Below are 24,712 nucleotides of genomic sequence, written 5' to 3'. Positions count from 1 at the left end.
CCCAATCCCTCAATGAGATCGCCGTCATGTCCTTCGTCAAAGCCGCCGCCGTACAGATCAGCCCGGTCCTTTACAGCCGTGAAGGCACCGTCAACAAAGTCGTGCACAAGATTCTGGAACTGGGAGCGCAGGGTGTGCAGTTCGCCGTATTCCCGGAAACCATCGTGCCGTACTACCCGTACTTTTCCTTCGTGCAGTCGCCGTTTGAAATGGGCGCCGAGCACTACAAGTTGCTGGACCAGGCCGTCACCGTTCCTTCGGCTGCGACCGATGCCATCGGCGCTGCCGCTAAAGAAGCGAACATGGTGGTGTCCATCGGCGTCAATGAACGTGACGGCGGCACGCTGTACAACGCGCAGTTGCTGTTCGACGCCGACGGCACGTTGATCCAGCACCGCCGCAAGATTTCCCCGACCTACCACGAACGCATGATCTGGGGCATGGGCGACGGCTCCGGTCTGCGGGCCACCGACAGTGCCGTGGGGCGCATCGGCCAACTGGCCTGCTGGGAACATTACAACCCGCTGGCCCGTTATGCGCTGATGGCCGACGGCGAACAGATCCACGCCTCGATGTACCCCGGCTCGTTTGCCGGGCCGTTGTTCACCTCGCAAATGGAAGTCAACATTCGCCAGCACGCACTCGAATCGGCGTGCTTCGTGGTCAACTCCACCGCGTGGCTGAACCCGGAACAACAGGCGCAAATCATGGCCGACACTGGCTGCCCGATCGGTCCGATCTCTGGTGGTTGTTTCACCGCGATTATCAGCCCGGATGGCGTGGTGTTGGGCTCATTGCAAGAGGGCGAGGGCGAGGTGATCGTCGAACTCGACATGGGCCTGATCGACAAGCGCAAACGCATGATGGATTCGCGCGGCCACTACAGCCGTCCGGAGTTGCTGAGCTTGCTGATCGACCGCACACCGACCGCTCATGTGCATGAACGCAGTGCGCATCCGAAACAAGTGGAAGAAGTGTGATTCTACTGAACGCTTGAACGCTGGAATGCTTGACCTGTAGAAGCGAGGCTTGCCCGCGAAGGGCGTCATTCCGGTCGATGAAGATGTTGACTGGGATGACGCCTTCGCGGGCAAGCCTCGCTCCTACAGGGGGGCTGCGCTACGTCTTAGAGCTCCATGCCCAGGAAAATCAGGGTATTGCCATGGGCCTCAACCGCCGCACGCTGGTTGTAACTGTCGCGGTGCGAACAGTTGAAGCCATGCTCAGCTTCCGGATACACCACAATCTCCACGTTGTCGTTGGTGTCGAAACGCTCGGCGATTTTCTCCACGGCTTCCAGTGGAATGTGGCTGTCCGCTTCGCCGAAGTGCATCAGAATCGGCACTTGGATTTCGTCGGCGCGGTCCAGTTGGTTCTGAATGCCGCCGCCGTAATAGGCGATGGCCACGTCAACAAAACCGTTGGCGGCGGTGTGGTACGACAGCAGGCCGCCGAAGCAATAACCGATGGACGCGATGCCGCCATCCAGGCCCGGTTGGGCTTGCAGGGCGTCGATGGCCAGTTTGATGTCGGCCTGTGCGGCGTTCACGTCGGTGGCATTCATCAACTCGACCGCGCGTTTCCAGCCGGCTTCGTCATAGCTCAGTTCGATACGCGGGCCGCTGCGCCAGAACAGGTCCGGTGCGATCACCAGGTAGCCGTCGGCGGCGTATTGCTCGGCAACCGAGCGGATGTGTTCGTTGACGCCGAAGATCTCCTGGATCAACACAATCCCCGGCCCTTTCTGGGTATGGGGAATCGCCAGGTAAGCGCCGAATTTACCTTCGGGGCTGTCGATCTCGATCCATTGGGTGGTCACGCTCATGGTGGCTCCTGTCTTCGTCAGTGAAAGTTGGATTTATTGCGGGATAGTGGCCTGGAAACTCGGCAAGGCCTGCAGACGTTTCCACCACTCGGCGAAACCGTCCACGGCAAACACTTGCGCTGCATCGGGTGTCATCGCGATGTAGGCGCAGGCCGGGGCCAGGTAGAAGTCGCTGAAACTGGGGTCAAGCCCGGCAATGAACGGGTCATCACCTTTGATCTTCATCAGTTCGCGGATGACGCGCTTGGAAGTTTCGATGCCTTTGCGCCGCGACTCTTCATTCTGCCCACCGATGAAATCCGGAAACAAGTGAAAACCGAACACCGAGACCAGCGCGCCGTAGCCATAGGAATCGTAGAGCCCCATGGCCATGTGATTACGCGCGCGGTCGTGGGCGTTGTCCGGGGTCAGCGACGGCCCGGGCAGCACTTCATCCAGATAGGCCATGATCGCTGCGGTTTCGAGCACCCGGAAACCGTCGTGATCGATCACCGGCACCTTGCCGAAAGGGTGACGCGCCAAGTGTTCCGGCAGGTGCGGTTCGCCTTTGATGACGTTCACCTGCACCTGATCGAAATCCGCGCCTTTCTCGACCAGCAGCATCTTCACCGTGCGCACGTAGGTGCTGCCGTCGAAACCGTAGAGTGTGAGGCTCATGACCATGGCTCCATTTTTATTGAGTATGGGACGTTATCGAGACACTGACGTTTCAGCGGTTGTGGCGACGCCAGAAGAATCGAGCGAGCAGGGCATCCAGGCTGAGCTTACCGGCGCCGGAGAGCAACAGTGGCATCAGGGCGGCGAGGTAGATCAGCGGCAGCTTGAAGTTACCGTGTCCTTTGTTACTGATGGCGTAGCCCTGGGCAAGTTCACTCAATGTAGACCAGTCGGCCGGCCAGTGAACCGCCGCGGTCGCCACCACCGTGACCACGATCAGGATGACCGCCGAGACCCGCGTGCCCAGGCCCACCAGCAGGGCGAGGGCGCAGATCAGCTCGGCCCACATCGACAGTTCCCAGTTCAGCGTGGCGGGTACGTGGTTGAACGGAAACGGGAAGGCGTCCTGGATATCGGCGAACCAGTTTTCGCCGTTCCATTTTTCCAGGCCCGACTCGAAAAACTCCCAGGCGAGGAAGATGCGCAGGGTCAGCGGCGCAATCCAGCTGCCGGCGCGGTCGAGGTTCAGGTGCAGGCCTTTGACGGCCGAAGAAAGGGAAGTGTTCATGGGCTTGATCTCCGTTGAGGACTTTGATCGGCTGGGCCAATCGACCAGCCCATTTCATCAATCGGGTGTATCTGCGGTGTGTCGTTGGGTTGAGGTTTTAGGCGAAAGGTGTATCGAAAGGGCAGCTGTACACACTCAGATACACGGCCGAACGCAGAATCCTGAAACAACGAAATACCCCCGTAGGAGCAGCCTTCTGCAGCTTCTACGGGGGGCGGCGTACTTCAATCAGGAGTAGGCGTGGCGCTGGCTGCGCTTGTTTTTCAACGCGAGTTTGCCTACCCATCGCACGGCAATCGCGGCGCACATGATGCCGAACGGCAATACATACCAGGCGCTCATCGGAATCCGTTTGAAGTTGGAGTAGGTAAACACCGCCGCAATCACCCACATCCCCGTCACATGCAGAGCTTTCCAGGCTTTGGGGCCGATCATTTTTGCGGTGGTTTTGAATGAAGTGATCGCCATCAACACAATGAACAGATAGCCGACCGAGCCCGGGATGTTGCCCACCGTGGTACGCCCCGGCCAGAACTCCGGATTCAACTGCCCATAGCTGTAGATCAACACCGCATGCACCAGATGCGAAAAGGCAAACGCCAAGCCAATAAAGCGCCGCTCACGCACCAGGGATTTCGTGAAGGGCGAAGGTACCAGCACGGCAAACGCAGATGCCAGGAACGCCGCCAGAAACAATGCAAACGAGGTCCGGGCCGTGGCGCGAATCGCGCTGCGGGTGGCTTCCACCAGATCCGGGTTGAACACCAGGATCAAACCGGTCATCAGCAGCACCAGCAAGGACAACAGGCTGAACAGCGACCAGCCGTGGTAACGCGGGATTGAGGTATTCATGACAGCTACTCCGGAGCAAGGGCCGACCGAGGTCAGCAGACAGCCGGAGTGTTCCAGTGTGGTGTGTGGGCGATATGTCCAAAAAGCATCGTCATGTATCAGCACGGCCGCCAGATACATTCCCCTACAAAACTGTGATCCGTCCCGCGCCAGTGGCGTCTAGCGACTGTGTCCCCGCAAACCCACGGGGCGAGACTTCGGAACCCGGCATGCAAGCGCTGTTGAACGAGATCCTTGACGCAGTTCGTCCCCTGATCGGCCAGGGCAAGGTGGCTGACTACATTCCCGCCCTCGGCACGGTGCCGGCCAACCAATTGGGCATTGCCGTGTACGGCAATGACGGCGAGTTGTACTGCGCCGGCGACGCCGAGACGCTGTTCTCGGTGCAGAGTATTTCCAAGGTGTTCAGCCTGGTGCAGGCCATCGATCATTCCGGCGAAGCGATCTGGGAACGCCTGGGCCACGAGCCGTCCGGCCAGCCGTTCAACTCGCTGGTGCAGCTGGAATTCGAACGCGGCCGCCCGCGCAATCCGTTCATCAACGCCGGGGCGCTGGTGATCTGCGACATCAACCAGTCGCGCTTCGCCGCACCGGCCTTGTCGATGCGCGATTTTGTCCGGCGCTTGTCCGGCAACCCGCAGGTGATGGTGGACGGCAAGGTCGCCGAATCCGAATACCAGCACCGCGCGCGCAACGCGGCCATGGCGTACCTGATGCAATCCTTCGGCAACTTCCACAACGACGTCGAAGCCGTGTTGCGCAGCTATTTCAGCCACTGCGCGCTGCGCATGAGTTGCATCGACCTGGCGCGAGCGTTCTGCTTCCTCGCCAACGACGGTTTCTGCAAGCACAGCGGGGAACAGATTCTGACTGCGCGCCAGACTCAGCAAGTGAACTCGATCATGGCCACCAGCGGGCTCTACGACGAGGCGGGCAACTTCGCTTATCGCGTCGGCCTGCCCGGCAAGAGCGGCGTCGGTGGCGGGATTGTCGCGGTAGTACCGGGGCAATTTACCGTGTGCGTGTGGTCGCCGGAGTTGAACGCGGCGGGCAATTCGCTGGCGGGGATGGCGGCGCTGGAGTTGTTGAGTCAACGGATTGGCTGGTCGGTGTTCTAAGGTACGGCGCCGATAATGACGCTTCGGCGATTTTCCTATACATTTTCCGGCCGCCCCCTGCATGGTGAAACCGCTTCATGTCCCTGATGCTCGAACGTCTCGTCGCTGGCACGCCGATCCCTTTTGCCGGGAACCGTGTCTCTGTGGTCAGCCCCGAACTGGCGGCGCGCTTCCAGCCCGGTGACCATTTGCTGGTGGAGCAGGTCAGCGGCGAATTGCTGTTGATCCCGGTGGTGGACCAGCAAGCGGCGGCCGGGGCGATCGAGCGTGCGCAAGCGGCGTTCAGCGCGATGTCGGCGGTGTCCGATGAGGCCATCAGCGAGTTTTTCGACCTGTTTGCCCAGCGCTTGGAAACCGCCGAAACCTGGGCGTTGATCGAGGCTGCGAACCTGGCCGACATCGAACGCGCCAAGGCCCGTGGGCGTTCCACCACGCGCTTGCTGGCCGATGAGCGCATGCGTCGCGACATGATCGCCGGCCTGCGCGCCTGGCGCGATGCATCGGCCACGCGCGGCAAAGTCATCAGTTGCGTCGAGCATGACGGCTGGAAAGTCGAGCAAGTGGTGTCGCCGCTGGGCATCGTCGCCTTCGTCTTCGAAGGCCGGCCGAATGTGTTTGCCGACGCCGCTGGCGTACTGCGCACCGGCAACACCGCCGTGCTGCGCATTGGCAGCGACGCGTTGGGCACCGCGCAAGCCATCGTTGAACACGCGTTGAATCCGGCGCTGGCCGATTCCGGCTTGCCGACCGGCGCGGTATCGCTGGTGGAAAGCGTCAATCACGCGGCCGGTTGGGCGATGTTTGCCGACCGGCGCCTGTCGCTGGCCGTGGCCCGTGGTTCGGGTCGGGCGGTCAGTCAACTGGGCAGCATCGCTCAGCAGGCCGGCACCGCCGTCAGCCTGCATGGCACCGGCGGTGCCTGGCTGATCGCCGATCAAGCGGCGGATGCCACGCGGTTTGCCGCCGTGGTGCGCAATTCCCTGGACCGCAAAGTCTGCAATACCCTGAACGTGTGCCTGATCCAGCGCGACCGCGCCGCGGAACTGGTGCCACTGTTTCTTGAAGCTTTGAAGCAGGCCGGCACGGCTCGCGGTCAGGGTTGCAAATTGCACATCGTCGAGGGTAGCGAATCGTACCTGCCGAGCGATTGGCAAACCGCCAGCGTCGAGGTCTACCGTGCCGAAGGTTACGTCACCGAAGCGTTGGCCGAGCCGCTGGCGGAAGATCAGTTGGGCCGCGAGTGGGAATGGGAGGAAACCCCGGAAGTCAGCCTGAAAATCGTCGACGACCTCGATCAGGCGATCACCTTGTTCAACCGCTACAGCCCGCAATTCACCGTGTCGCTGATCAGTGAAACCGCCGAGGCGCACGAGCGTTTCTACAACGCAGTGAATGCACCCTTTGTCGGCAACGGCATCACGCGCTGGGTCGACGGCCAATATGCGCTGAACAAGCCGGAACTGGGGCTTTCGAACTGGGAAAGCGGTCGCCTGTTCGCTCGCAGCGCGATTCTCTCGGGCGACGGGGTGTTCACCATTCGCAGTCGCATGACCCAGGTCGATCTATCGGTCAAACGCTGAGCCCCGCTACGGCCGAACTATACTCAAGGGGTGTCTGTGTTCGCGTCATGGAGGTTTTCACCATGAAACTTCATTCCTTTGATCAGTACTCCCATGGCCTGGCGACGGTCGCTCGCGACGCGTGGATTACCGCCAGGGTCAAATCGGCCCTGACTAAGGCCGACTCCGGCCTTGGCTTGCATATCCACGTCAAGACTCACGCCGGTACGGTGGCGTTGAGCGGCCTCGTCGACACCCATAGACAGTGCGAACAGGCAATGGACCTGGCTCGTACGGTTAATGGCGTTATCGATGTCGAGGCCAGTGGCTTGCGCACGCATGTGTTCAAGCCAGGCAGCACTTCAACACCGCCCAATGCGGAAGAAACCACTGAGCGTCGGCCTGACGACAGATAAAGCCGGAACGCAGCGCTCCCGTTAACCGGGGGCGCTGCGTCGGGCATCGACGTTCATCGCTCAAGCGGCGGCGTCTTCGGTTCGCGCTTGAATCGCGCACGTCACCGGATGCTCGGCCAGGGACACAAAGCTGCGGCTGTCAGCGTCCAGCGCATCAATCGAACCGGTCTCGATGTCGTACACCCAACCATGCAGGTTCAACAGACCTTTTTCCTGGGCCAGGCGCACGCTCGGGTGGGTCTGGATATTCGCCAGTTGCGCGATGACGTTCTCGCGCACCATCGAGCTGACCTTGGCCGCTTCATTGGCGTGGGTGCGGGATTCGTTGATCACCTTGGCCGACTCGGCGTGTTGTAACCAGCCGCTGACGGCGGGCAGGTGATCCATGCATTTGCACTTGGCCACGGCGGTCATGGCGCCGCAGTCGGAGTGGCCGCAGATCACGATGTCAGTCACGCCGAGCACGGCGACCGCATACTCAACCGTGGCTGAGACACCGCCCGGATGCGGGCTGTACGAAGGCACGATATTGCCGGCGTTGCGGATCACGAACAGCTCGCCGGGTTCTTGCTGGGTCAGCAGTTCCGGGACTACGCGGCTATCGGAACAAGTGATAAACAAGGTTCCGGGGTGCTGGGTGGTGGCCAGGTGTTTGAACAAGTCAGTCCGTTGTGGAAAGGCTTCGTTCTGGAACTTCAAAAAACCGTCGATGAGCGCTTTCATGTGTGCTTCCTCATAAGTGCTGAACGGTGGCGGCTCAGTTCGAGCAACCGGTGCCGAATTCGCTGTATTGCAGAATGTGGGTCTCGCCTTTGGAGTCGAGGTAGGTCATCTCCACCGGGGCCGGGCCGCAGACATCGGCGACCGGGGTGATGCTGACGACCTGGGCGACATCCAGGTCCATGCCGTACTGGTAGGCGACGGCGCTGTCCTGGGCCTGAGCCTGGGTTGCCAGGCTGGCGATCAGCGAGAGTGCGAGCAGAAATTTGTGCATGGGGCAGCCTCCAGATGAACGTGGTGAGTGGCAGAGGTCGGGGGGGTGGCCCGCACGTTAAGCGCGGGCCGGTACTGAGTTAGAAAGGACGCAGTGGCAGGAACTTGCCGTCCAGGGTGATCACGGCGCGGGAGCCACCTTCCGGGTCTTCGACTTTCTTCATGTCGAGCTTGAAGTTGATCGCGCTGATGATGCCGTCGCCGAATTGCTCATGAACCAGGGCTTTCAAGGTGGTGCCGTAGATCTGGATCATTTCGTGGAAGCGGTAGATGGTCGGGTCGGTCGGCACGCCCGAGAGGCTGCCGCGCAGCGGGATGATTTGCAGACGGGCGATGCTGTCAGCGTCCAGGTCCAGCTTCTCGCCGACCACTTTGGCGGCGGCTTCGGGCAGTGGGTGCTGGCCGAGCAGGGCGGCGGTGACGTAGGCCAGGCCCAGGCCAGTGCCGTCGGTCAGGTCCTGCCAGGACAGGTTTTTGCGCGCCTTGGCGTCGAGGATCGAAGTGGTCAGGGCCAGACTCTGGTCGTTGTAAGCGTGGGACTGTTGCATGGTGTGACTCCTTTATCGGATTGGGTTGTTGCTGTGTGTGGAGCAATCTTCTGCCGATTGATCCATAGCGTCCAAGACCGATATACAATGCATCGCATAAGCACAGCCTATAGATGGATTTGCCCATGCTGCTCCGACATCTGCGTTACCTGATCGCCGTCGCCGACCACGGCGGCTTCACCCGCGCCGCCGAGGCGCTGCACGTATCCCAGCCGACCCTGTCGCAACAGATCCGGCAATTGGAAGAAACCCTCGGCGTCAGCCTGTTCGACCGCACTTCGCGCACGGTCAAGCCCACCGATGCCGGCGTGGCCTACATCGAATGCGCGCGGCGGGTGCTGGTGGAGCTGGAGGCGGGCAAGCGTGCGTTGCATGACGTGAAGGACTTGTCCCGTGGCACCTTGCGCCTGGCCATGACGCCGACCTTCATGGCGTACCTGGTGGGGCCGCTGGTGCGCGATTACGTGGCACGCTTTCCCAACATTCACCTGGAGATCTTCGAGTTGTCCATGGACGACATCGAGGCCGGACTGGCGGACGACTCACTGGACATCGCCATTGCCTTCACGCCGGTTCGCAATCCCGAAATCGAGTGCATCCCGGCGTTTGTCGAGACGCTGGGGCTTATGGTCGGGCGTGATCATCCGTTGTACGAAAGCCAAGGGACGTTGGCGCCAAGCGAAGTGGCGCAACTGGAATTTGCGCTGCTGGCGCCGGAGTTCATCACTCGCTCATCCATTGATGAATACTTTCGCCAACAAGCCATCACGCCCAAAGTGGTGATCGAGGTGAATTCGGTGAGTACGTTACTGGAAGTGATTCGGCATACGGCGGTCGCGACCATATTGCCGGAGGCGATTGCGACCGAGGATCGGGCGTTGCGCAAGATCGCGTTGCAGGGTGAAGCGCCGCAGCGGGGGGCGGCGTTGTTGCGTCGCCGGAACAACTACCACAGTGCGGCGGCGTTGGCGTTTGTGGAGTTGGTGTTGGGCCTGCACCCCGGATGAGCTGACACAGGCAGCCAAGCTGCTTTCACCGGCTATTGCCAGATTTCCAGATCGATGGAAAAGAGGTTGTTCCAATACCATTTGTCCCAGTCATTGGCAAAGCATGTCAGCGGTCCATCAACGGGTGCGACCCAACCATCCTGCCAGCGTGAACCGTCACCAATGGCGAACACGCTGGCATCCTCCCTCGCGATGCCGCCGATCAGCGTGAACCAGCCAGCCTCGTTAGCCGTGCAACGCAAATGATGCTTGAAACGATCCAGGTAATGGCGGTTGTAACCATTGGCGTCGCAACGAATCAAGGCGTCCCACCAGTTGCCGCTGGCCCTGAAGAAGTAGCGCTCACCCTGTTTGACTGACAGGGTGTCAACCCATTCGGCGCGGGAGGAAATGCTGACGGTTGTCAGGTGTTTTGTTGCGCCGGGTGGGGCGGGGCGGGCAACGTCGTTCATGAGGGACTCCTGTCGATGAGAGGGAAAACGTAAGGGTTATCCCTTGAGCCACTCAAGTAGCGTGTTGGCGGTTTCAGGCTGATTGAAATACCGGGTATGGGCGACTCCTTGCTCCCGGGTGAAGTAGAGGTAGTTTTCTTCAAGGATCTGCCGCTTTCCGCCCCAGGAGTACATCCCGTCGTCGGGCACTACCAGGTCGTTGGCTGCATCGCCGAATATCCGATCGGCCATGGCGTCTGCGATTCTGCAAAATGCCGCTTGAAGACCGAAGTCTTTCGGTTCGAAATCCGAGCCGATGCCATAGGTCGTGCTGTCGGGAATCGGTGTCTTGTCGAGACTGTGCAGAAATGGGGCGCCGGGGGCCATCGCTTGCAGGCCGTCGAGTACCTCCAGTGCGGCGTGCCCCAGGATTTTGACCAGCGTGAGAACGCCTTCAAGAACCACGCCGACTCCGCTGTCCGGGAACTTATCGAGGCAGGTGGTAAGGCGATCGAGGTAGTGCACCATATGGTCAGCATTGACCAGTTGCGTGCCCATGTTCGGCACACCGGCCATGACCAGGCGTTGCACCCGAAACTGGTCGGCGGGCACCTGCCAGGTTGCCGATTGCCCTCCCAGGCAGCGGCTGACTAATCCGCCACGGCTGTGGCAGATAATGTCCAGGTTCAACTCGAGTCCGGGTGGCCGCTGCTTGAAAAACCACTCTGCATTTTCCAGCGGGCTGACCGATAGCGTCGGATGGTCAAAAGCAAAGACCCGTCCACCATAGCGCGCTGCCAGCTCACTCCTGGCCGTCAATTCGCCGAAGCCGGCTTGCGCAGTGCTGAAGGTGCCGTGCACGTAGAGTAACGCTCGTCCACTTGCCAGCCGGTGCCAATCCGCGACGCTTAGATCATTGTTGTTATCGGGTAAGAAGTTGCGCACTCGATGAGGCCGGTTATGCAGTTCCCATTGGCTGATAGCGGCTTTGATCGACGGCCCGAGCAATACATCTGCAATGGGATAGACCAGCACTTTCAGAATTTTTTTTGTGACGGTTTTGAAGAAGCCATAGGGTGCTATTCCGGGATCCGTCTCGGGGGCGATGGGGATCACGTACGGGATGCGGAAAACGTTGTATAGGCCCACTGAGTGACTGGCAACTTGAGCATTCAGCACGTCCGGCTCAGGAATATGCCATTGCTTCGCTCCGCCTTCATCAACTGACAACACCACTTGCGCCATTCCGGGCGATTGAACGAGGACCCGGAATTCAATGAAGTCAGGAGACGCCGAGAATGCAGCGGGAGAGCGTTTCTCCAGGTTCAGTTCATAACTTTTCACTTCCTGCATATCCGCAGCGGCAAGCGCCTGATCAAGCTCTGGACTGAGGGCAAGGGAGAAGACCAGTCCGGCATTCAAGATTTTGTCGGGAGAGGGAGTGCCCGCGGTGCCTTGCAATCCCGGGGCTAGCAGGATGTAACCGTCGTCGAGCGTAATGGGGTCATTGCTGCCGTCAACGATGATGTCTGGCATGTCTATAGCCTCTGGAGCTCCTTTATGTCTCAGGTACTCTAGTTCACTTTCTTTAAACCGTTATTGGTGGACAGGTCGACATGGGATTGCGTTGCCCAGCACTGTAAAGCTGCATTAACAGTAGGGGACTTATCATTAGCTTGCATCAATATGTCGGGCATAAAAAAGGTCCGTTCCTGAGTAGGAACAGACCTTTAAATTCAGACGCGGCAGCAATGAATGCCGTTAGCCGAACTCAGTAGAACCGATCAATCACCCGAACTTCGTTCTGGTTCTGCATCGATGCCCACGCCTGTTTCAGGGTTTGCAGAACATTACCGATAAAGTCCTTGTCGGCCGCGGCTTTCTTGCCGACGTAACCCTGACCGCGACGGTACATCTTCAGTCGAGCCAGTAAGTTCTGGTTGTTCTGGTCGAACTCTGCTTCGTGAGCATGGGGCGACAGGCAATCCATGTGCACCTGGCCCGACTTGCTGATCCACAGGATATGGCTGTCGTGGCTGTCTTTTTGCTCAGCGAACATACGAGCCAGTTCATCGATAGTCGGTTGATTGTTCAGATTCATAATAAAGCCCCTTGACCATTTGGTGATCTTTCAAAGTTGATTCGCTAATACAAGTAGCCCATCGGTTAGTTGATCCCTGGCACCGAAACCAGGACGTCAGCGCTCAGCCGCCAAATTGACGGGGTCACGCGTCTGTTGCATGTAGTCGTGTTGAATAACTGCTACGCAATAGCGTCACAACGAAGAGAAGCGGCGAAAACCTGGAGGCCACTGCCGACGTTTTCAGAGTCGGCCACAAGCTTCATGAGTACGTTTCGCCAGCGCTTCTCGTCCTTGTACTGGACGTTCGGGCCAGGTCAGCTTCTTCAATCTGCCTTGTGGGCAGCGTGTATCCGGGAAAAACAGCTCGGCGGTCAGACGAGCTTGCTCAAACATGTTGCCGGTACTCCCGATCGGGGAGCTGTCTGCATCATGCAAGGGCAAATCGACGGCGTCAACGGTTATGTAGTGATTATTTTTGGTCACTACATATTGTCGGACAAAGTGGTTTTGGAATTAGGGAAGGGGGACTGAAGGGCTGTGGGGCACGGTTTCAAAGCGGTAGAGCGTGCACGGATAGCCGTCCACCGTCAGTTGATGCGTTGTGAATCCGTCGTGCGTGAAGTCCGGGATCACTCGGGCCCAAAACCGCCGCGCAGGCGGGTTCGCATCAATGTGGAAAATTTGCCATTGACCGGGCAATCGGCTCAAGAGGGCAGAGGCGACAAACTTCGCGACACCTTGGCCACGAAAGCGTCGGCAGACAAAAAAATAGCCAATGTTGAACTCGGCGCCGGCCAAGTGGGTTTCATCATCCACGGTCACAAACCCGGCCAGCTCGCCGTCAACCTTGATCAGGAACGGCTGCGTCGCCGGATTGCGCCAGTAGCCCGGTTTGGGCTGGATGTTGAATAAACCCTGCTCGCCAAGCTTCAGCGGCAGCCACTCGCTGAAGTCGTACACGTAGAACTGCATCAGGTTTTCAATCGTCTCCAGCTCATCGCGCTGGGCGGCGTGCAGTTCTATGGACGACATGGCAGGCTCCTGATTTTGCGGACCGTCCGTGGTCCGCAGCTGTTCACTCAGTGGGGCGCGAAGTCGTACTTGCCACCGGTTTTCAACGCGGCGGCATAAGCCGGACGCGCCTGAAAGCGTTCAACCCAGGCCGCAATATGAGGGTAGTCGCGCAACTTGCCCTGGGCCCTGGCGATCTCGCCGATAAAACTCATCTGGATGTCGGCGGCGCTGAATTCATCGCCGAGCAGGTAATCGGAACCGCTCAGTGCCGTGTCGAGGTAGCTCAGGTAATTGGCCACTTCCGAGTTGATCCGCGGATGCAGTGGCGCGCCGGCTTCACCCAATTTGCCGACATACAGATTCAGCATCAATGGCAGCATCGCCGAGCCTTCGGCGAAGTGCAGCCACTGCACGTATTGATCGTAGGCAGCGGTAGACGGATCAGGTTGCAGGCGACCCTGGCCGTGACGGCGAATCAGGTAGTCGATGATCGCGGCGGATTCGATCAGCTTCTGCGCGCCATCCTCGATCACCGGGGACTTGCCCAGGGCGTCGATGGCTTTCAACTCCGGCGGCGCGAGGTTGGTCTTCGGATCGCGCTGGTAGAGCTTCAGTTCGTAGGGGATCGCCAGTTCTTCCAGCAGCCAGAGAATGCGCTGGGAACGGGAGTTGTTCAGGTGGTGGACGATGATCATGGTCGGTGCCTTTTCAGAAAGTGGGGCGAACGCCTGGCTTGAGCAACACTAGACCATTCGGGGCTTGCCGAAGTGCCCTCAAGTGTTGCGGTCATAGTCCACCTTCCGCCAAATAACCAGCGAGCCGGTGCCGTGTTGATCGCTTGTATAGTTAGCTGGCGAGGAATAGATTCGATCCTCAAGGATGCCATCTTGCCATCAGCCAAAGGGAAATTGCCGTGACTGACTCAAATTCGCTTGGTTACAACCTCATTCATTGATCTCAACAACATCAATTTTTTGCAGGAGGCCGATAATCCTGGTCCCTGAGACGATGTGAAGTTGCGTGTCAATCCAGTGAGGATTACCAAATGCGAGTGATGATTCTGGATGATGACCCCTGGATATCCGATCTTTTAAAGCAGCTTGTGTTGAGCATCCGCCCGGTTGCGCAAGTCGATTGCTTTATCGATGTCGCTAGTGCGTTAGACGCTTGGCAACCAGGCATCTATCAGTTGGTGATGGCCGACTGGAATCTACCGGATGCCCCCGGCGTCAACCTGTTGCAGAAAATTCGCGAAAAAGACCAGGACACGCCGCTGATCATGATCACCGGACGCGCTGATCGAGACAGTGTGCTGGCGGTAAAATCGCTGAGGATCAGCGCTTTTTTCACCAAGCCATTCCAGGTTTCGCGCGTCGTCCAATGCCTGGATACACTCCTTCCGCTTGATGAGCCCCCCCGAGCGACTGCTGTCAACACTGAAGACCTGATGAGCTATCTCAGTGGTTTGTCTGCGGGAGAGTTGGACTTGCCTTTACTGGCTTCGGTGAAAGACAAGCTTCAGCTCGGCTATGGCGGGGCGTTGATGGATTTGCGAGAACTCGCCAATGATTGGCAGTATGACCCGGCGCTATGCGCCCACTTGATCGCCGCAGCCAACGGTGCCGCGTATCTCGGGCTCGGGCAGCCCTGCACGAATTTGAACGGTGCCCTGACACGGCTGGGAGGGCTTACCAGCGTGAATCTGGCGATCAGCCAGGCCCTGCGACAGACCAATACTCAACCTGACGGCATGCTGATGACGTTCATCCAAGTGCATTTGGATGAAGCTGAGCGTTTGGCTGAAAGGGTTGTCCTGTTGGCTCAACAATGCGGCCTGGACCCCGCACCCCTGCAGAGTGCAGCCCTGTTACACCGTATGGGCGAACTCTGTGTTTTGTTCCAAACTCAGAAATGGGAGAACCAGGGTAATAGCGTGGACGAAGAAACGCTCCTGCACGCTGTCCGCGATTTTGCAGCGCCTTTTGCCGTTCGCTTGAAAGCACGCTGGGGACTGCCTATGGTTCTACGTGAGTTGATAGGCGCTATTTATGCGTTACCTCCCATGCACGTTCGCCGCGAACAAGTGGTGATGCGCCTTGCCGCCGCCATGAACAATGATGAGCCCGAAGCAGACCTTGAAAGACTTCAGCGATTAGCCGGCCTGGCCTGAGACTGATAGGAACTGACAGGCGGGATGTTCTGGCGCAGGTCGAAGCTGTTCAGGTTTGCTTGTTATCAAATGCAAGGGATTTGCAAGGAGCAACGGAATGCGCGACAAGTCGTTTAGTCTCAAACCGGTCCTCCTGATCGTCGATGACCAAGCCACCGACCTGAGAGTTCTGAGCACCGCAGTGCGAGATTTAGCTGAAGTCCATATCGCCCTAAGTGGCGAGCAGGCGCTTGAGATTGCTCGTCAATGCCGGCCGGATGTGGTGTTGCTCGACATCGAAATGCCAGGAATGAATGGCTTTGAGGTCTGCCGTGCACTGAAGTCTGACCCCGAACTTTTGGATGCTGCGGTTATTTTTGTCAGCGCTCATACACAGACAGACCATGAGCTTCTGGCTCTGGAGTGCGGCGGCGTGGACTTCATCCAGAAACCGCTGAATATCCCGGTTGCCAGAGCCCACATCAAAGCGCATATCGCCTTGCGCAGTGAGGCCAAGCGGCTTGCCAATCACGATGCATTGACCGGACTACCCAACAGAATCCTGCTGCAGGATCGTACCGAGCAGGCGATACAAAAGGCCCGTCACAACAACGGTCGTGTGGCGATGCTCCTGCTTGATCTGGATAACTTCAAAGTCATCAACGATTCGATGGGCCACTCGATCGGTGATTTGGTGTTGCGAGAGGTTGCATCGCGGTTATCGCGATCCATGCTCGTCGAGGACACCGTCAGCAGGCAAGGAGGGGATGAGTTCATTCTCCTCCTGCCCGAGGTGGTCGGTTTCGATGCCGTGGGCGACTTCGCTGAAAGGGTACTCGCCACAATCTCCAGCCCCTTTTCAATTCAGGGAAACCGCTACGACCTTTGCGCGAGCATCGGCATCAGTGTCTTCCCTGAAGATAGCGATGATATGGAGTCCCTGTACCGGCATGCCGACGCAGCCATGTACCAGGCGAAGCTTGCAGGTCGTAATCGCTATTGTTTTTTCTCTTCGCATATCGAAAGCAGCATGCGTGCCAGGCACCTGCTTGAGCGGCATATGCGCAACGCTTTGGAAGAGGGTGTCTTCGAGGTCTTTTACCAGGCGAAGATTGATGCACGGCATAACCGGATCATTGGGATGGAGGCGTTGATTCGCTGGCGCAACCATGACGATGTCTTGATCTCGCCTGCCGATTTCATCCCTCTGGCAGAAGAAACAGGCCTGATCATTCCGATTGGCAAATACGTTCTGCTTCAGGCCTGCAAGGATACGAGGGTGCTTCGTGAACGGGGCCATGACATTTCTATCAGCGTCAACATCTCTGTCGTGCAGTTTCGCGAGGCGGCCTTTCTGGACATGGTGAAAAATATCCTGGCCGAATCTGGCTTGGAAGGACAATTCCTCGAGCTGGAGATTACCGAAGGGGTGCTGGCAAGAGATATTGATAACGCGCGAGAAACCCTTTTTCTTCTCAAGAAGCTCGGTGTTCGCATTTCAATCGACGATTTCGGCACCGGTTATTCAAGCCTGGCTTATCTCAAGCGGTTTCCCATTGATGTTCTGAAAATAGATCAGAGTTTTGTGCGAGATATGCTCACCGACAAAAGCGATTCGGCGATCATTGAAGCGATCATCAAGCTGGGTCAGGCGCTGGGTCTTGAATTGGTGGCCGAAGGTGTAGAAACCCAGGAACAGGCCGATGCGCTTTTGGAGCAAGGCTGTCAGATCATGCAAGGTTATCTGTATTGCCGCCCTGTTCCTTTTGCTCAGATATCGTCATTTTTATCCGCGGGACTCAACGTTAATGTTGCGCATACGAACTAAGCTGCGGACGCCCCAATAGGGTCCGAACCTTAAAAATTGAAGGCTTGCAGGTCTTCTGCAACGGGGCAATGCGGGTGAGAAAACATAAGTTTTTTGCATTGAGCTGGGGCGTGGTCATCACTCTGGCGGTGGGGTTGGGGGCAAGCATTCTGGGCGGCTGGCTCCTTGACCGCATCAACCAACAGCAGGCTCAAGAAGCGATCGTAGCGGCCACCGACGAAGCCGCAGATTTGGTTTTAACTCGCCTTAATCTTTACCAATACGGATTGCGAGGCGCTCGTGGAGCGGTGCTGACTGCGGGTGAGCATGGCGTCAGTCGTGAGATTTTTGATCAATATAACCAAACGCGCGACCTCGCTGTCGAGTTCCCCGGCGCCAGTGCCTTGGGCTTTATCAGGCGTGTCCTGGAGCAGGATGAAAGCGACTTTCTCAAGCTCGCTCGGGCCGACGGAAAAACCGATTTCTCCATTCGCCAATTCTCGCCCCATTCAGGCGAGCGTTACGTTGTCCAGTATGTCGAACCGGTTGAGGGTAACCAGCCTGCAATTGGCTTGGACATCGCTTCAGAAACATCGCGGCGAGAGGCGGCACAAGCCTCGATACAAAGCGGTGCGGCACGAATCACCGGGCCCATTACGCTGATACAGGCCCAGGGGAAACCGCAGCAGTCTTTCCTGGTGTTGTTGCCCATCTTTCGCGGCGCAGTGACTCCGGCGACTGCTGCTGAACGCGATGCCGCCGCTTTTGGCTGGAGCTATGTCGTGTTGCGCACAGAGGAAGTACTCAGAGGCCTGCGCATAGAAAATGAGGCGGTACATCTACGATTAAGGGATATCACCGTCCCAGGGCAGGAAAAACTGTTTTATGAAAGCCTTGACGCCTCGGCTCGCCGTGAACCGCTGATGACCCATCAGTTGGAGCGCGAGGTATACGGGAGGCGGTGGCAAATTGAACTCGACGCCAACGCGCTGTTCATTCAGCGACTGCATCAGGTCTCACCAAAAGTTGTGCTGTTTTTCGGTGGTTTTCTCACGCTTCTAATGGCGACCCTGGCAAGTGTTGTGAGTGTCAGCCGTCAACGTCGGCGGCAGATATTTGTCGAGCAGGCAAGGCTGGCTTCCATCGTTGAAAGCTCGGCAGATGGCATTATCGGAAAAACACTCGATGGCGTCGTCACCAACTGGAACAAAGGTGCTGAGCGCCTTTTTGGGTACACCGCCGAGGAAGCGGTGGGACAGACGCTCGCCAATTTGATTGTTCCGGCAGCACTTGTCACAGAGGAAGCTCATATCCTTGCGCGCATCAGGGCGGGAGAGCGTATCGATAGCTTTGATACCCAACGCCATCACAAAGACCAGCGACTGATCGATGTCTCCGCCAGCATTTCACCCATTTATGGCGAGGGCGGTCGCGTCGTTGGAGCCTCCAAGACATTAAGGGATATCTCGGCGAAAAAAGCAGCTGAGGCGCGGATTCTCGAACTCAATTCCAACCTTGAGGAGCAGGTTGCGCAGCGAACGTCCGAGTTGCGGCATCTCAATCTGTTGTTGGGCACGGTCCTACGCTCGGCTACCGAGGTTTCGATCATTGCGACGGATCTCGATGGCGTTATCCGTGTGTTCAACAAAGGTGCCGAGCATTTGTTGGGTTATGACGCCGATGAGTTAGTCGGTAAAGACACCCCGACGCTCTTCCATGTACCCGAAGACGTTGCTGCCCGTGGTGTGGAGCTGAGCGAGGAGTACGCTCAGACAATCGACGGTTTTCGGGTACTTACCTATAAGCCTGAGCTTGAAGGAGCGGAAACCCGAGAGTGGACTTACATACGCAAGGATGGCTTGCGGGTTCCTGTCACGCTGGTGGTCACCTCCATGCGCGACGCCGATGGGGTGTTGAGCGGTTACCTGGGTATCGCCGTAGACATCACCGAACGTAAAGCGGCAGAAAAGGAATTGGCTGCGAGCCTGAAAACAACACTGGAACAACGTAGCGAACTGATGGCGGTGCACGATCAGCTGCTGATGGCGGCTGAAGTGGCCGAACTGGGCGTCTGGTCCTGGACCTTGACTGACAATGCCTTGAAGTGGAATGACCGCATGTTCGAGTTCTACGGGCAGCCACTGTCGTTGCGCAATACCGGCCTGGGTTATGAGCACTGGTACTCGCGTGTTCACCCCGAAGATGTTGTGGCAGCGGCTGAAAAGCTGAAGGGGGCGGTCGAGGGGACTGATGTGTATGACACCATTTTCCGCGTCGTTCGCCCGGATGGCCAGATCCGCTTCATACAGGCCGGCGCGCAGGTCGAACGTGGTCCAAACGGTATAGCGTTGCGTGTGACGGGTATCAATCGGGACATCACTGCCCAACGCGAACTGGAGTCACATCTGCTTTACGCCAAGGAACAGGCCGATGCAGGGAGTGCCGCCAAGTCTGCATTCCTGGCCAACATGAGTCATGAGATACGCACACCGATGAACGCCGTGTTGGGTATGTTGCAGTTGGTGCAGAACACCGACCTGGATGGTCGCCAACTCGACTATGTGAGCAAAGCGCAGTCCGCTGCGAAATCACTGTTGGGTTTGCTCAACGACATCCTCGATTACTCCAAGATTGAGGCGGGCAAGCTGCAACTCGATGTGCACCCGTTCGAGCTCGAACCGCTCATGCGTGACCTCGCCGTAGTGCTGGCAGGCAACCAGGGCCAGAAAGACGTTGAGATCATGTTCGATCTGGACGCCAATTTACCCAGCGACCTGATCGGCGATAGCCTGCGACTGCAACAGGTACTGATCAACCTGGCGGGCAATGCCCTGAAATTCACCCTGGAAGGCCAGGTTGTGGTCAGCGTGGAACAACGGCTGCGCACGCAAAGTGCGGTGAGCTTGCGCATCGCCGTTTCTGATACCGGCATTGGTATCAGCCCGGAACAACTTCAGCGCATTTTTGAAGGCTTCACTCAGGCCGAGGCTTCAACTTCCCGGCGCTTTGGTGGTACAGGCCTGGGCCTGGTGATCTGCAAGCGGTTGGTCGCCTTGATGGGCGGCGAACTTCAGGTGCAGAGTCAGCAAGGTGTGGGGAGTCGTTTCTGGTTCGATATCACACTGGATGTAGCGCCCACGTCACTGCCGAAATCCACCCGCCCTGAAGTCGATGTGTCCATACGGATTCTGGTCGTCGACGACAACGCCATGGCGGGTGAACTGCTGTTGCGAACCGTTCATGCTTTGGGATGGAAGGCTGACCGCGTGAGTGGGGGCACGCAAGCGGTGGAATGGGTGAAGAAAGGCCAGGCGTCAGGTGAAGCCTACGACGTGGTGCTGATGGACTGGCGGATGTCCGATATGGATGGGTTGAGCGCTGCGCAATTGATCCGGCAGCAGGGTAACGGTGTGTCACCTCCGCTGGTCATTATGATCACTGCATACGGCCGCGAAGTATTGGCCGATGCCCACCAGGCGGGAGACGCTCCCTTCGTGGGTTTTCTCACTAAACCTGTCACACCCAAGCAGCTGGCCGACGCTGTTCAGCGAGCACTCAACGGCAAAGACCTGCTGCATTCCCCCCTTTCCCGGTCAACGGTTGACCGGCCGCAGCGTCTGGCCGGGCTGCGGCTATTGGTGGTGGAAGACAACATGCTCAATCGCCAGGTAGCCGATGAGTTACTGACAAGGGAAGGCGCCGAGGTGAGGCTGGCGGAAGGCGGACTGGAGGGTGTCAGCAAGGTGATGAGTGAACGATTCGACGTCGTATTGATGGACATCCAGATGCCGGATATTGATGGCTTGGAGGCGACCCGTCGCATTCGATCGAGCCCGCGTTTTGCAACGCTTCCAATCGTGGCGATGACCGCCAATGCCTCCAATAGCGACCGTGAGGCGTGTCTTGCCGCGGGGATGAATGAGCATGTTGGCAAGCCCATCGACCTGGAACAACTTGTCGCAACGCTGCTCTTGCAAGTGGGCCGCGAGGGTCGCCAGGTAGCTTCAAGCCAGGGGCAAACCCTTGCGCGGGAAGGCGTCATCGATTCTCGTGCATCAATCATTGATCGCTTTGGTGGTGACCTCGATTTGATCCGTATCGTGCTGAAAAACTTCGGCCCGGAGCTGGAAAAGCAGCTTGTCCGGTTGCACGATCAGATCCAGCACCAAGACGCATCGGGGGCCGCTTTTGTACTCCATTCCATTAAAGGCAGCAGCGGCACCATGGGCGCCAAGGCGCTGTCACAGCTGGCCGGCAACCTGGAGCAGACCCTGAAAGATCCAGAGTCTGCAGCGAGCGTCTTTGCTGACGTCACCTGGTTTGACGAATTAAGCAGGTTGCTGCAACTCAGTCTTGAGCAGATGAGTGTCGACTTTGGTCAGAGCCCACGAGCAACGATCAGTGCTGGCAACGAAATCATGGAACTGACGCAATGGAAGGAATCCCTCGAAGAGATTTTGCTATTGCTGGAAGCCGGTAACCTTCTAGCCTTAGAGTTGACCGACGCATTGGTGTCAAAAACGCCACCATCCCTGCGACCCCGGTTCGATGAACTGGTGGCCAGTGTCCAGTCGCTGGACTTTTCGGCTGCGATGCCGATTGGTCGTGACCTGCTGAAATCTGCCTGATGGATCAATCGATGGAAACCTGGTTGCCGCATTCACACAACCGTCCAAAATTACTCATTGTCGACGACCAGCCGACGAATATCCGGGTACTGCATGAGCTGTTTCGTGAGGATTTTGATGTATTTATGGCCACCAGCGGTGAACAGGCGATCACCGTATGCCAGGCCCAACAGCCCGATTTGATCCTGCTGGATGTGGTCATGGAGGGCATGGACGGGTATGAAGTGTGCCGTCGACTCAAGGCTGGCCCGCAGACCCAAGGCATTCCCATCATCTTCATTACCGCACAGCAACAGGAGTCAGAGGAGCTGCTGGGCCTGGAGCTTGGTGCGGTGGACTTCATCAGTAAGCCCATTAATCCAGTCATTGTTAAAGCACGGGTGCGAACTCATCTGACCCTGAAGTTACAGAGCGATCTGCTACGGAGCATGGCGATGATGGATGGCCTTACCGGGGTGGCCAATCGACGCAAATTCGATGAGGACATTTCGGCCGATTGGCGCCAGTGCTTTCGAGAGCAAAAGCCGCTGTCACTGATCTTGGCGGATGTCGATTTTTTTAAGCGCTACAACGACCGTTATGGGCATCAGGCAGGCGATGGCTGCCTCAGATCCGTTGCCCGAGCGTTATCGGAAACGGTTGGACGCCCCTACGACCTGGTGGCTCGGTATGGCGGCGAAGAGTTTGTCTGCGTCTTGCCCAAGACGGACCTTTCTGGAGCCGTCGAGATTGCACAAAGAATGCAGGAACGTGTTCGAGCACTGGGCATTGAACATGCTGCTTCTGATGTCGATCGTGTAGTGACTATCTCTCTGGGTGTCGCAACATTGATCCCCGCGGTTGATCTTGAATACCAGGCCTTGGTGGAAGCTGCAGACAAGCAACTCTACAAAGCGAAGAGCGCTGGCAGGGGCAGGGTGTGCTCAGCTTCAATGGCGCCCAGTTAAGGACTCCCTTTTTGGCTGAGTCCTGAAGGCCAGTGGTGAATCAAGCGCTTTTGCCCATCAAAAGCGCCCAGTTGTCTGGCTGCCCACAACCTAGGCTTTGCTCGCCGGTTTGGCCACGCGTTTTGTGCCGGTGGCAGGTTTGCGGGGGGCGGTTTTGCGTTTTTTCTTCCACGGCGTGGCGCCGCGACCGGCGGGGCTCGCCGGGCCGCTGATGGTCATGCTCAGGCCGGCGCAACGGGCGACCTGCTTGCTCATCCACGCCGCCTGTTTGGTGACGAATTCTTCCAGGCTCATTTCACCGCTTTGCACCATGTCCAGCGCTTGCTCCCAGATCGCCGTGGTGCCCGGATCGGCGATGGCCCGCGGTACGGCGTCGATCAGGCTGAACGCTGCCGGCGTTGCGGCCAGGGCCTTGCCATTCTTCACCAAGTAACCCCGGTCGAGCAGGCCCTGGATGATCGAGGCGCGGGTCGCTTCGGTGCCGATCCCGGTGGTGTCCTTGAGTTTCTGTTTGAGCAGCGGGTCTTCCACCAGTTTGGCGACGTTCTTCATCGCCTTGATCAGATCGCCCTCGGTGAACGGCTTGGGCGGTTGGGTCCAGAGATCCTTGAGTTTGACCTCGGCCACTGCGCAATCCCGTCCTTCGGCCAGGGCCGGCAGGGTTTGCGGTGCGGGTGCCTCACGGCCCTTGGCCGGGGCCAACGCCTCGGGCAGAGCACGCTTCCAGCCCGGTTCGACGATCTGCTTGCCCACGGCGCGCAAGGCTTCGCCGGCACAGTCGAAGTCGGCCTGGGTGCGGTCATATTCATGGTTGGGCAGGAACTGCGCCAGATAACGCGCGCGGATCAGCGTATAGACCGCCCGCTGCTTGCCGACCAGCCGTTCGAGGTTCTTCGCTGCGGCGGTGGGGATGATGCCGTGGTGTGCGCTGACCTTGGCATCGTTCCAGGCCCGTGAACGGCGCTGAGGCTGCAGATGCTCATTCAGCGCGTTCAGGCTCGGATCGGCCTGGCGCAGGGCGGCGAGAATGCCGGGAGCTTCGCTGTGCTGGCTCACGGGCAGGAACCCGCAATCGCTGCGCGGGTAAGTGATGACTTTGTGGGTTTCGTAGAGGGCCTGGGCGATGTCGAGGGTTTCCTGGGCGCCGAGGCCGAGTTTCTTCGAACAGACTTCCTGCAAGGTGCCCAGGTCGAACGGTAACGGTGCGATTTCACGCATGCGCTCGGTGCGCAGCTTGATTACCCGGGCACTCGCCGCGCCGCTCATCGCCGCGGCCGCTTGCTGCGCCAGGGCCTGATTCAGACAGCGATCCTGATCGTCACAAACATCCGACGCCGCGCGCCACTGGGCGGTGAACGCGGTGCCATCGTGCAGCAGTTGCACATCGATGGCCCAATAGGCGACGGGGACGAAATCGGCAATGCTGCGATCCCGATCCACCACCAGGCGCAAGGTCGGCGTTTGCACGCGACCCACCGGCAACACCCCTTGGTAACCGGACTGCCGGCCCAACAGGGTAAACAGCCGACTCATGTTCATCCCTATCAGCCAGTCCGCCCGGGAGCGGCCCAGCGCCGAGTGATACAGGCTGAACGTCTCGGCCCCCGGCTTGAGCGCCGCCAGGGCCTTGCGGATCGAGGCATCGTCCAGCGCCGACAGCCACAACCGCTGGATCGGCCCGCGATAACGGCAATGCTCCACCAATTCCCGGGCGATCATTTCACCTTCGCGGTCGGCGTCAGTGGCGATCACCAGTTCCGTAGCCTCGCCCAGCAGACGCTTGACTGCCTTGTACTGGCTGGCGGTACGCGGTTTGACGGTCATCTTCCATTTGTCGGGGATGATCGGCAGGTCGGCCAGCACCCAGCGTTTATAGCGCGCGTCGTAGGCATCCGGCGGCGCGGTTTCCAGCAGATGGCCGATGCACCAGGTCACCGTGACGTTCGTTCCCAGCCAGCAACCGTCGCCCCGGCGCTTGGCGCCGAGCACTGCCGCGATGTCTTTGGCCTGGGAAGGTTTCTCACAGAGGTACAGCTGCATAACCACCATCGTTCAAGTCGGTTTGAAGAAGGCGTACAGAATGCGCAGGGATTTTGATTGGGGCAACCTT

23 protein-coding genes are annotated in these 24,712 nt (G+C 58.4%); 10 read left to right on the top strand and 13 right to left on the bottom strand.

Annotated elements, in window-relative coordinates:
- Positions 1-26: 26 nt before the first annotated feature.
- Entirely contained in the window at positions 27-980 is a 954-nt protein-coding gene (locus HKK52_RS07215) for a nitrilase-related carbon-nitrogen hydrolase (protein WP_169370210.1), read from the top strand.
- Between the two features lie 146 nt (positions 981-1,126).
- Here HKK52_RS07215 and HKK52_RS07210 read toward each other — a convergent pair whose 3' ends face one another.
- The 4 genes from HKK52_RS07210 to HKK52_RS07195 all read right to left on the bottom strand — a co-directional run bounded on the left by HKK52_RS07210 (position 1,127) and on the right by HKK52_RS07195 (position 3,902).
- On the bottom strand, positions 1,127-1,825 hold the full coding sequence (locus HKK52_RS07210; RefSeq protein WP_169370209.1) for a dienelactone hydrolase family protein: 699 nt from the start codon (positions 1,823-1,825) through the stop codon (positions 1,127-1,129).
- A gap of 33 nt (positions 1,826-1,858) precedes the next feature.
- Positions 1,859-2,482, bottom strand: coding sequence for a glutathione S-transferase family protein (locus HKK52_RS07205; RefSeq protein ID WP_169370208.1), 624 nt, complete (start codon positions 2,480-2,482; stop codon positions 1,859-1,861).
- A gap of 52 nt (positions 2,483-2,534) precedes the next feature.
- The gene (locus tag HKK52_RS07200) at positions 2,535-3,050 is read right to left on the bottom strand and encodes an HvfX family Cu-binding RiPP maturation protein (RefSeq protein WP_169370207.1); all 516 of its coding nucleotides are present in this window, start codon (positions 3,048-3,050) and stop codon (positions 2,535-2,537) included.
- Positions 3,051-3,278: 228 nt separating this feature from the next.
- On the bottom strand, positions 3,279-3,902 hold the full coding sequence (locus tag HKK52_RS07195; protein WP_169370206.1) for a ferric reductase-like transmembrane domain-containing protein: 624 nt from the start codon (positions 3,900-3,902) through the stop codon (positions 3,279-3,281).
- A gap of 209 nt (positions 3,903-4,111) precedes the next feature.
- Here HKK52_RS07195 and glsB point away from each other — a divergent pair, with 209 nt between their 5' ends.
- From glsB to HKK52_RS07180, 3 genes are all read left to right on the top strand, one after another.
- Complete coding sequence (gene glsB / locus HKK52_RS07190; protein ID WP_054050381.1) at positions 4,112-5,020, top strand: glutaminase B; 909 nt, start codon at positions 4,112-4,114, stop codon at positions 5,018-5,020.
- A 77-nt stretch (positions 5,021-5,097) separates the two neighbouring features.
- Positions 5,098-6,600, top strand: coding sequence for an aldehyde dehydrogenase family protein (locus tag HKK52_RS07185; protein ID WP_169370205.1), 1,503 nt, complete (start codon positions 5,098-5,100; stop codon positions 6,598-6,600).
- Between the two features lie 62 nt (positions 6,601-6,662).
- Complete coding sequence (locus HKK52_RS07180; protein WP_169370204.1) at positions 6,663-6,995, top strand: BON domain-containing protein; 333 nt, start codon at positions 6,663-6,665, stop codon at positions 6,993-6,995.
- A gap of 60 nt (positions 6,996-7,055) precedes the next feature.
- On the opposite strand, the gene HKK52_RS07175 is transcribed toward HKK52_RS07180, so the two are convergent.
- The 3 genes from HKK52_RS07175 to cynS form a co-directional block, all read right to left on the bottom strand.
- On the bottom strand, positions 7,056-7,718 hold the full coding sequence (locus HKK52_RS07175) for a carbonic anhydrase (protein ID WP_169370203.1): 663 nt from the start codon (positions 7,716-7,718) through the stop codon (positions 7,056-7,058).
- Between the two features lie 34 nt (positions 7,719-7,752).
- Positions 7,753-7,989, bottom strand: a complete 237-nt coding sequence (locus HKK52_RS07170; protein WP_169370202.1) for a DUF2790 domain-containing protein — start codon at positions 7,987-7,989, stop codon at positions 7,753-7,755.
- Between the two features lie 79 nt (positions 7,990-8,068).
- Positions 8,069-8,536: a cyanase gene (cynS, locus tag HKK52_RS07165; RefSeq protein WP_133836027.1), complete on the bottom strand. Its 468-nt coding sequence runs from the start codon at positions 8,534-8,536 to the stop codon at positions 8,069-8,071.
- Positions 8,537-8,661: 125 nt separating this feature from the next.
- On the opposite strand from cynS, the gene cynR reads away from it, so the two are divergent.
- A complete protein-coding gene (gene cynR, locus HKK52_RS07160) occupies positions 8,662-9,543 on the top strand; it encodes a transcriptional regulator CynR (protein ID WP_169370201.1) in 882 nt (293 codons plus the stop codon).
- A 32-nt stretch (positions 9,544-9,575) separates the two neighbouring features.
- On the opposite strand, the gene HKK52_RS07155 is transcribed toward cynR, so the two are convergent.
- The 3 genes from HKK52_RS07155 to HKK52_RS07145 form a co-directional block, all read right to left on the bottom strand.
- Positions 9,576-9,995: a hypothetical protein gene (locus HKK52_RS07155; protein WP_169370200.1), complete on the bottom strand. Its 420-nt coding sequence runs from the start codon at positions 9,993-9,995 to the stop codon at positions 9,576-9,578.
- Between the two features lie 36 nt (positions 9,996-10,031).
- Positions 10,032-11,510 (bottom strand): esterase/lipase family protein, encoded by a 1,479-nt coding sequence (locus tag HKK52_RS07150; RefSeq protein ID WP_169370199.1) that lies wholly within the window; start codon positions 11,508-11,510, stop codon positions 10,032-10,034.
- A gap of 235 nt (positions 11,511-11,745) precedes the next feature.
- The gene (locus tag HKK52_RS07145; RefSeq protein WP_169370198.1) at positions 11,746-12,075 is read right to left on the bottom strand and encodes a hypothetical protein; all 330 of its coding nucleotides are present in this window, start codon (positions 12,073-12,075) and stop codon (positions 11,746-11,748) included.
- 243 nt (positions 12,076-12,318) lie between these two features.
- Between HKK52_RS07145 and HKK52_RS07140 the strand changes: the two genes are divergently transcribed.
- Positions 12,319-12,588, top strand: coding sequence for a hypothetical protein (locus HKK52_RS07140; protein ID WP_169368741.1), 270 nt, complete (start codon positions 12,319-12,321; stop codon positions 12,586-12,588).
- Here HKK52_RS07140 and HKK52_RS07135 read toward each other — a convergent pair.
- Positions 12,571-13,089, bottom strand: a complete 519-nt coding sequence (locus HKK52_RS07135; protein ID WP_169370197.1) for a GNAT family N-acetyltransferase — start codon at positions 13,087-13,089, stop codon at positions 12,571-12,573. The two genes, HKK52_RS07140 and HKK52_RS07135, sit on opposite strands and share 18 nt — an antisense overlap.
- A gap of 47 nt (positions 13,090-13,136) precedes the next feature.
- Entirely contained in the window at positions 13,137-13,766 is a 630-nt protein-coding gene (locus HKK52_RS07130) for a glutathione S-transferase family protein (protein ID WP_169370196.1), read from the bottom strand.
- A gap of 350 nt (positions 13,767-14,116) precedes the next feature.
- Between HKK52_RS07130 and HKK52_RS07125 the strand changes: the two genes are divergently transcribed.
- From HKK52_RS07125 to HKK52_RS07110, 4 genes are all read left to right on the top strand, one after another.
- Complete coding sequence (locus tag HKK52_RS07125) at positions 14,117-15,241, top strand: response regulator (protein ID WP_169370195.1); 1,125 nt, start codon at positions 14,117-14,119, stop codon at positions 15,239-15,241.
- 97 nt (positions 15,242-15,338) lie between these two features.
- On the top strand, positions 15,339-17,048 hold the full coding sequence (locus HKK52_RS07120; RefSeq protein ID WP_169370194.1) for a putative bifunctional diguanylate cyclase/phosphodiesterase: 1,710 nt from the start codon (positions 15,339-15,341) through the stop codon (positions 17,046-17,048).
- 68 nt (positions 17,049-17,116) lie between these two features.
- Complete coding sequence (locus HKK52_RS07115; protein WP_169374197.1) at positions 17,117-21,655, top strand: PAS domain-containing hybrid sensor histidine kinase/response regulator; 4,539 nt, start codon at positions 17,117-17,119, stop codon at positions 21,653-21,655.
- Positions 21,655-22,602 (top strand): diguanylate cyclase, encoded by a 948-nt coding sequence (locus tag HKK52_RS07110; protein ID WP_169370193.1) that lies wholly within the window; start codon positions 21,655-21,657, stop codon positions 22,600-22,602. Before HKK52_RS07115 ends, HKK52_RS07110 begins: the two co-directional genes overlap by 1 nt.
- A 90-nt stretch (positions 22,603-22,692) precedes the next feature.
- Here the strand turns inward: HKK52_RS07110 and HKK52_RS07105 are convergent, their stop codons facing one another.
- Positions 22,693-24,642, bottom strand: a complete 1,950-nt coding sequence (locus tag HKK52_RS07105; protein ID WP_169370192.1) for a DNA topoisomerase III — start codon at positions 24,640-24,642, stop codon at positions 22,693-22,695.
- Positions 24,643-24,712: the final 70 nt, after the last annotated feature.

It is taken from the genome of Pseudomonas sp. ADAK2, from assembly GCF_012935755.1.
Lineage (GTDB): Bacteria > Pseudomonadota > Gammaproteobacteria > Pseudomonadales > Pseudomonadaceae > Aquipseudomonas.
This window is presented reverse-complemented; position numbering and strand designations above follow the sequence as displayed.

Excerpts from the sequence above, each read along its gene's own strand:
- HKK52_RS07135 (WP_169370197.1), bottom strand. The coding sequence starts at position 13,089 with ATGTCGTCCATAGAACTGCACGCCGCCCAGCGCGATGAGCTGGAGACG.
- HKK52_RS07155 (WP_169370200.1), bottom strand. The coding sequence starts at position 9,995 with ATGAACGACGTTGCCCGCCCCGCCCCACCCGGCGCAACAAAACACCTG.
- HKK52_RS07120 (WP_169370194.1), top strand. The coding sequence starts at position 15,339 with ATGCGCGACAAGTCGTTTAGTCTCAAACCGGTCCTCCTGATCGTCGAT.
- HKK52_RS07170 (WP_169370202.1), bottom strand. The coding sequence starts at position 7,989 with ATGCACAAATTTCTGCTCGCACTCTCGCTGATCGCCAGCCTGGCAACC.
- HKK52_RS07115 (WP_169374197.1), top strand. The coding sequence starts at position 17,117 with ATGCGGGTGAGAAAACATAAGTTTTTTGCATTGAGCTGGGGCGTGGTC.
- HKK52_RS07210 (WP_169370209.1), bottom strand. The coding sequence starts at position 1,825 with ATGAGCGTGACCACCCAATGGATCGAGATCGACAGCCCCGAAGGTAAA.
- glsB (WP_054050381.1), top strand. The coding sequence starts at position 4,112 with ATGCAAGCGCTGTTGAACGAGATCCTTGACGCAGTTCGTCCCCTGATC.
- HKK52_RS07125 (WP_169370195.1), top strand. The coding sequence starts at position 14,117 with ATGCGAGTGATGATTCTGGATGATGACCCCTGGATATCCGATCTTTTA.
- HKK52_RS07200 (WP_169370207.1), bottom strand. The coding sequence starts at position 3,050 with ATGAACACTTCCCTTTCTTCGGCCGTCAAAGGCCTGCACCTGAACCTC.
- HKK52_RS07140 (WP_169368741.1), top strand. The coding sequence starts at position 12,319 with ATGAGTACGTTTCGCCAGCGCTTCTCGTCCTTGTACTGGACGTTCGGG.
- HKK52_RS07180 (WP_169370204.1), top strand. The coding sequence starts at position 6,663 with ATGAAACTTCATTCCTTTGATCAGTACTCCCATGGCCTGGCGACGGTC.
- HKK52_RS07150 (WP_169370199.1), bottom strand. The coding sequence starts at position 11,510 with ATGCCAGACATCATCGTTGACGGCAGCAATGACCCCATTACGCTCGAC.
- HKK52_RS07205 (WP_169370208.1), bottom strand. The coding sequence starts at position 2,482 with ATGAGCCTCACACTCTACGGTTTCGACGGCAGCACCTACGTGCGCACG.
- cynR (WP_169370201.1), top strand. The coding sequence starts at position 8,662 with ATGCTGCTCCGACATCTGCGTTACCTGATCGCCGTCGCCGACCACGGC.
- HKK52_RS07195 (WP_169370206.1), bottom strand. The coding sequence starts at position 3,902 with ATGAATACCTCAATCCCGCGTTACCACGGCTGGTCGCTGTTCAGCCTG.
- HKK52_RS07215 (WP_169370210.1), top strand. The coding sequence starts at position 27 with ATGTCCTTCGTCAAAGCCGCCGCCGTACAGATCAGCCCGGTCCTTTAC.
- HKK52_RS07130 (WP_169370196.1), bottom strand. The coding sequence starts at position 13,766 with ATGATCATCGTCCACCACCTGAACAACTCCCGTTCCCAGCGCATTCTC.
- HKK52_RS07175 (WP_169370203.1), bottom strand. The coding sequence starts at position 7,718 with ATGAAAGCGCTCATCGACGGTTTTTTGAAGTTCCAGAACGAAGCCTTT.
- HKK52_RS07105 (WP_169370192.1), bottom strand. The coding sequence starts at position 24,642 with ATGCAGCTGTACCTCTGTGAGAAACCTTCCCAGGCCAAAGACATCGCG.
- HKK52_RS07110 (WP_169370193.1), top strand. The coding sequence starts at position 21,655 with ATGGATCAATCGATGGAAACCTGGTTGCCGCATTCACACAACCGTCCA.
- cynS (WP_133836027.1), bottom strand. The coding sequence starts at position 8,536 with ATGCAACAGTCCCACGCTTACAACGACCAGAGTCTGGCCCTGACCACT.
- HKK52_RS07145 (WP_169370198.1), bottom strand. The coding sequence starts at position 12,075 with ATGAATCTGAACAATCAACCGACTATCGATGAACTGGCTCGTATGTTC.
- HKK52_RS07185 (WP_169370205.1), top strand. The coding sequence starts at position 5,098 with ATGTCCCTGATGCTCGAACGTCTCGTCGCTGGCACGCCGATCCCTTTT.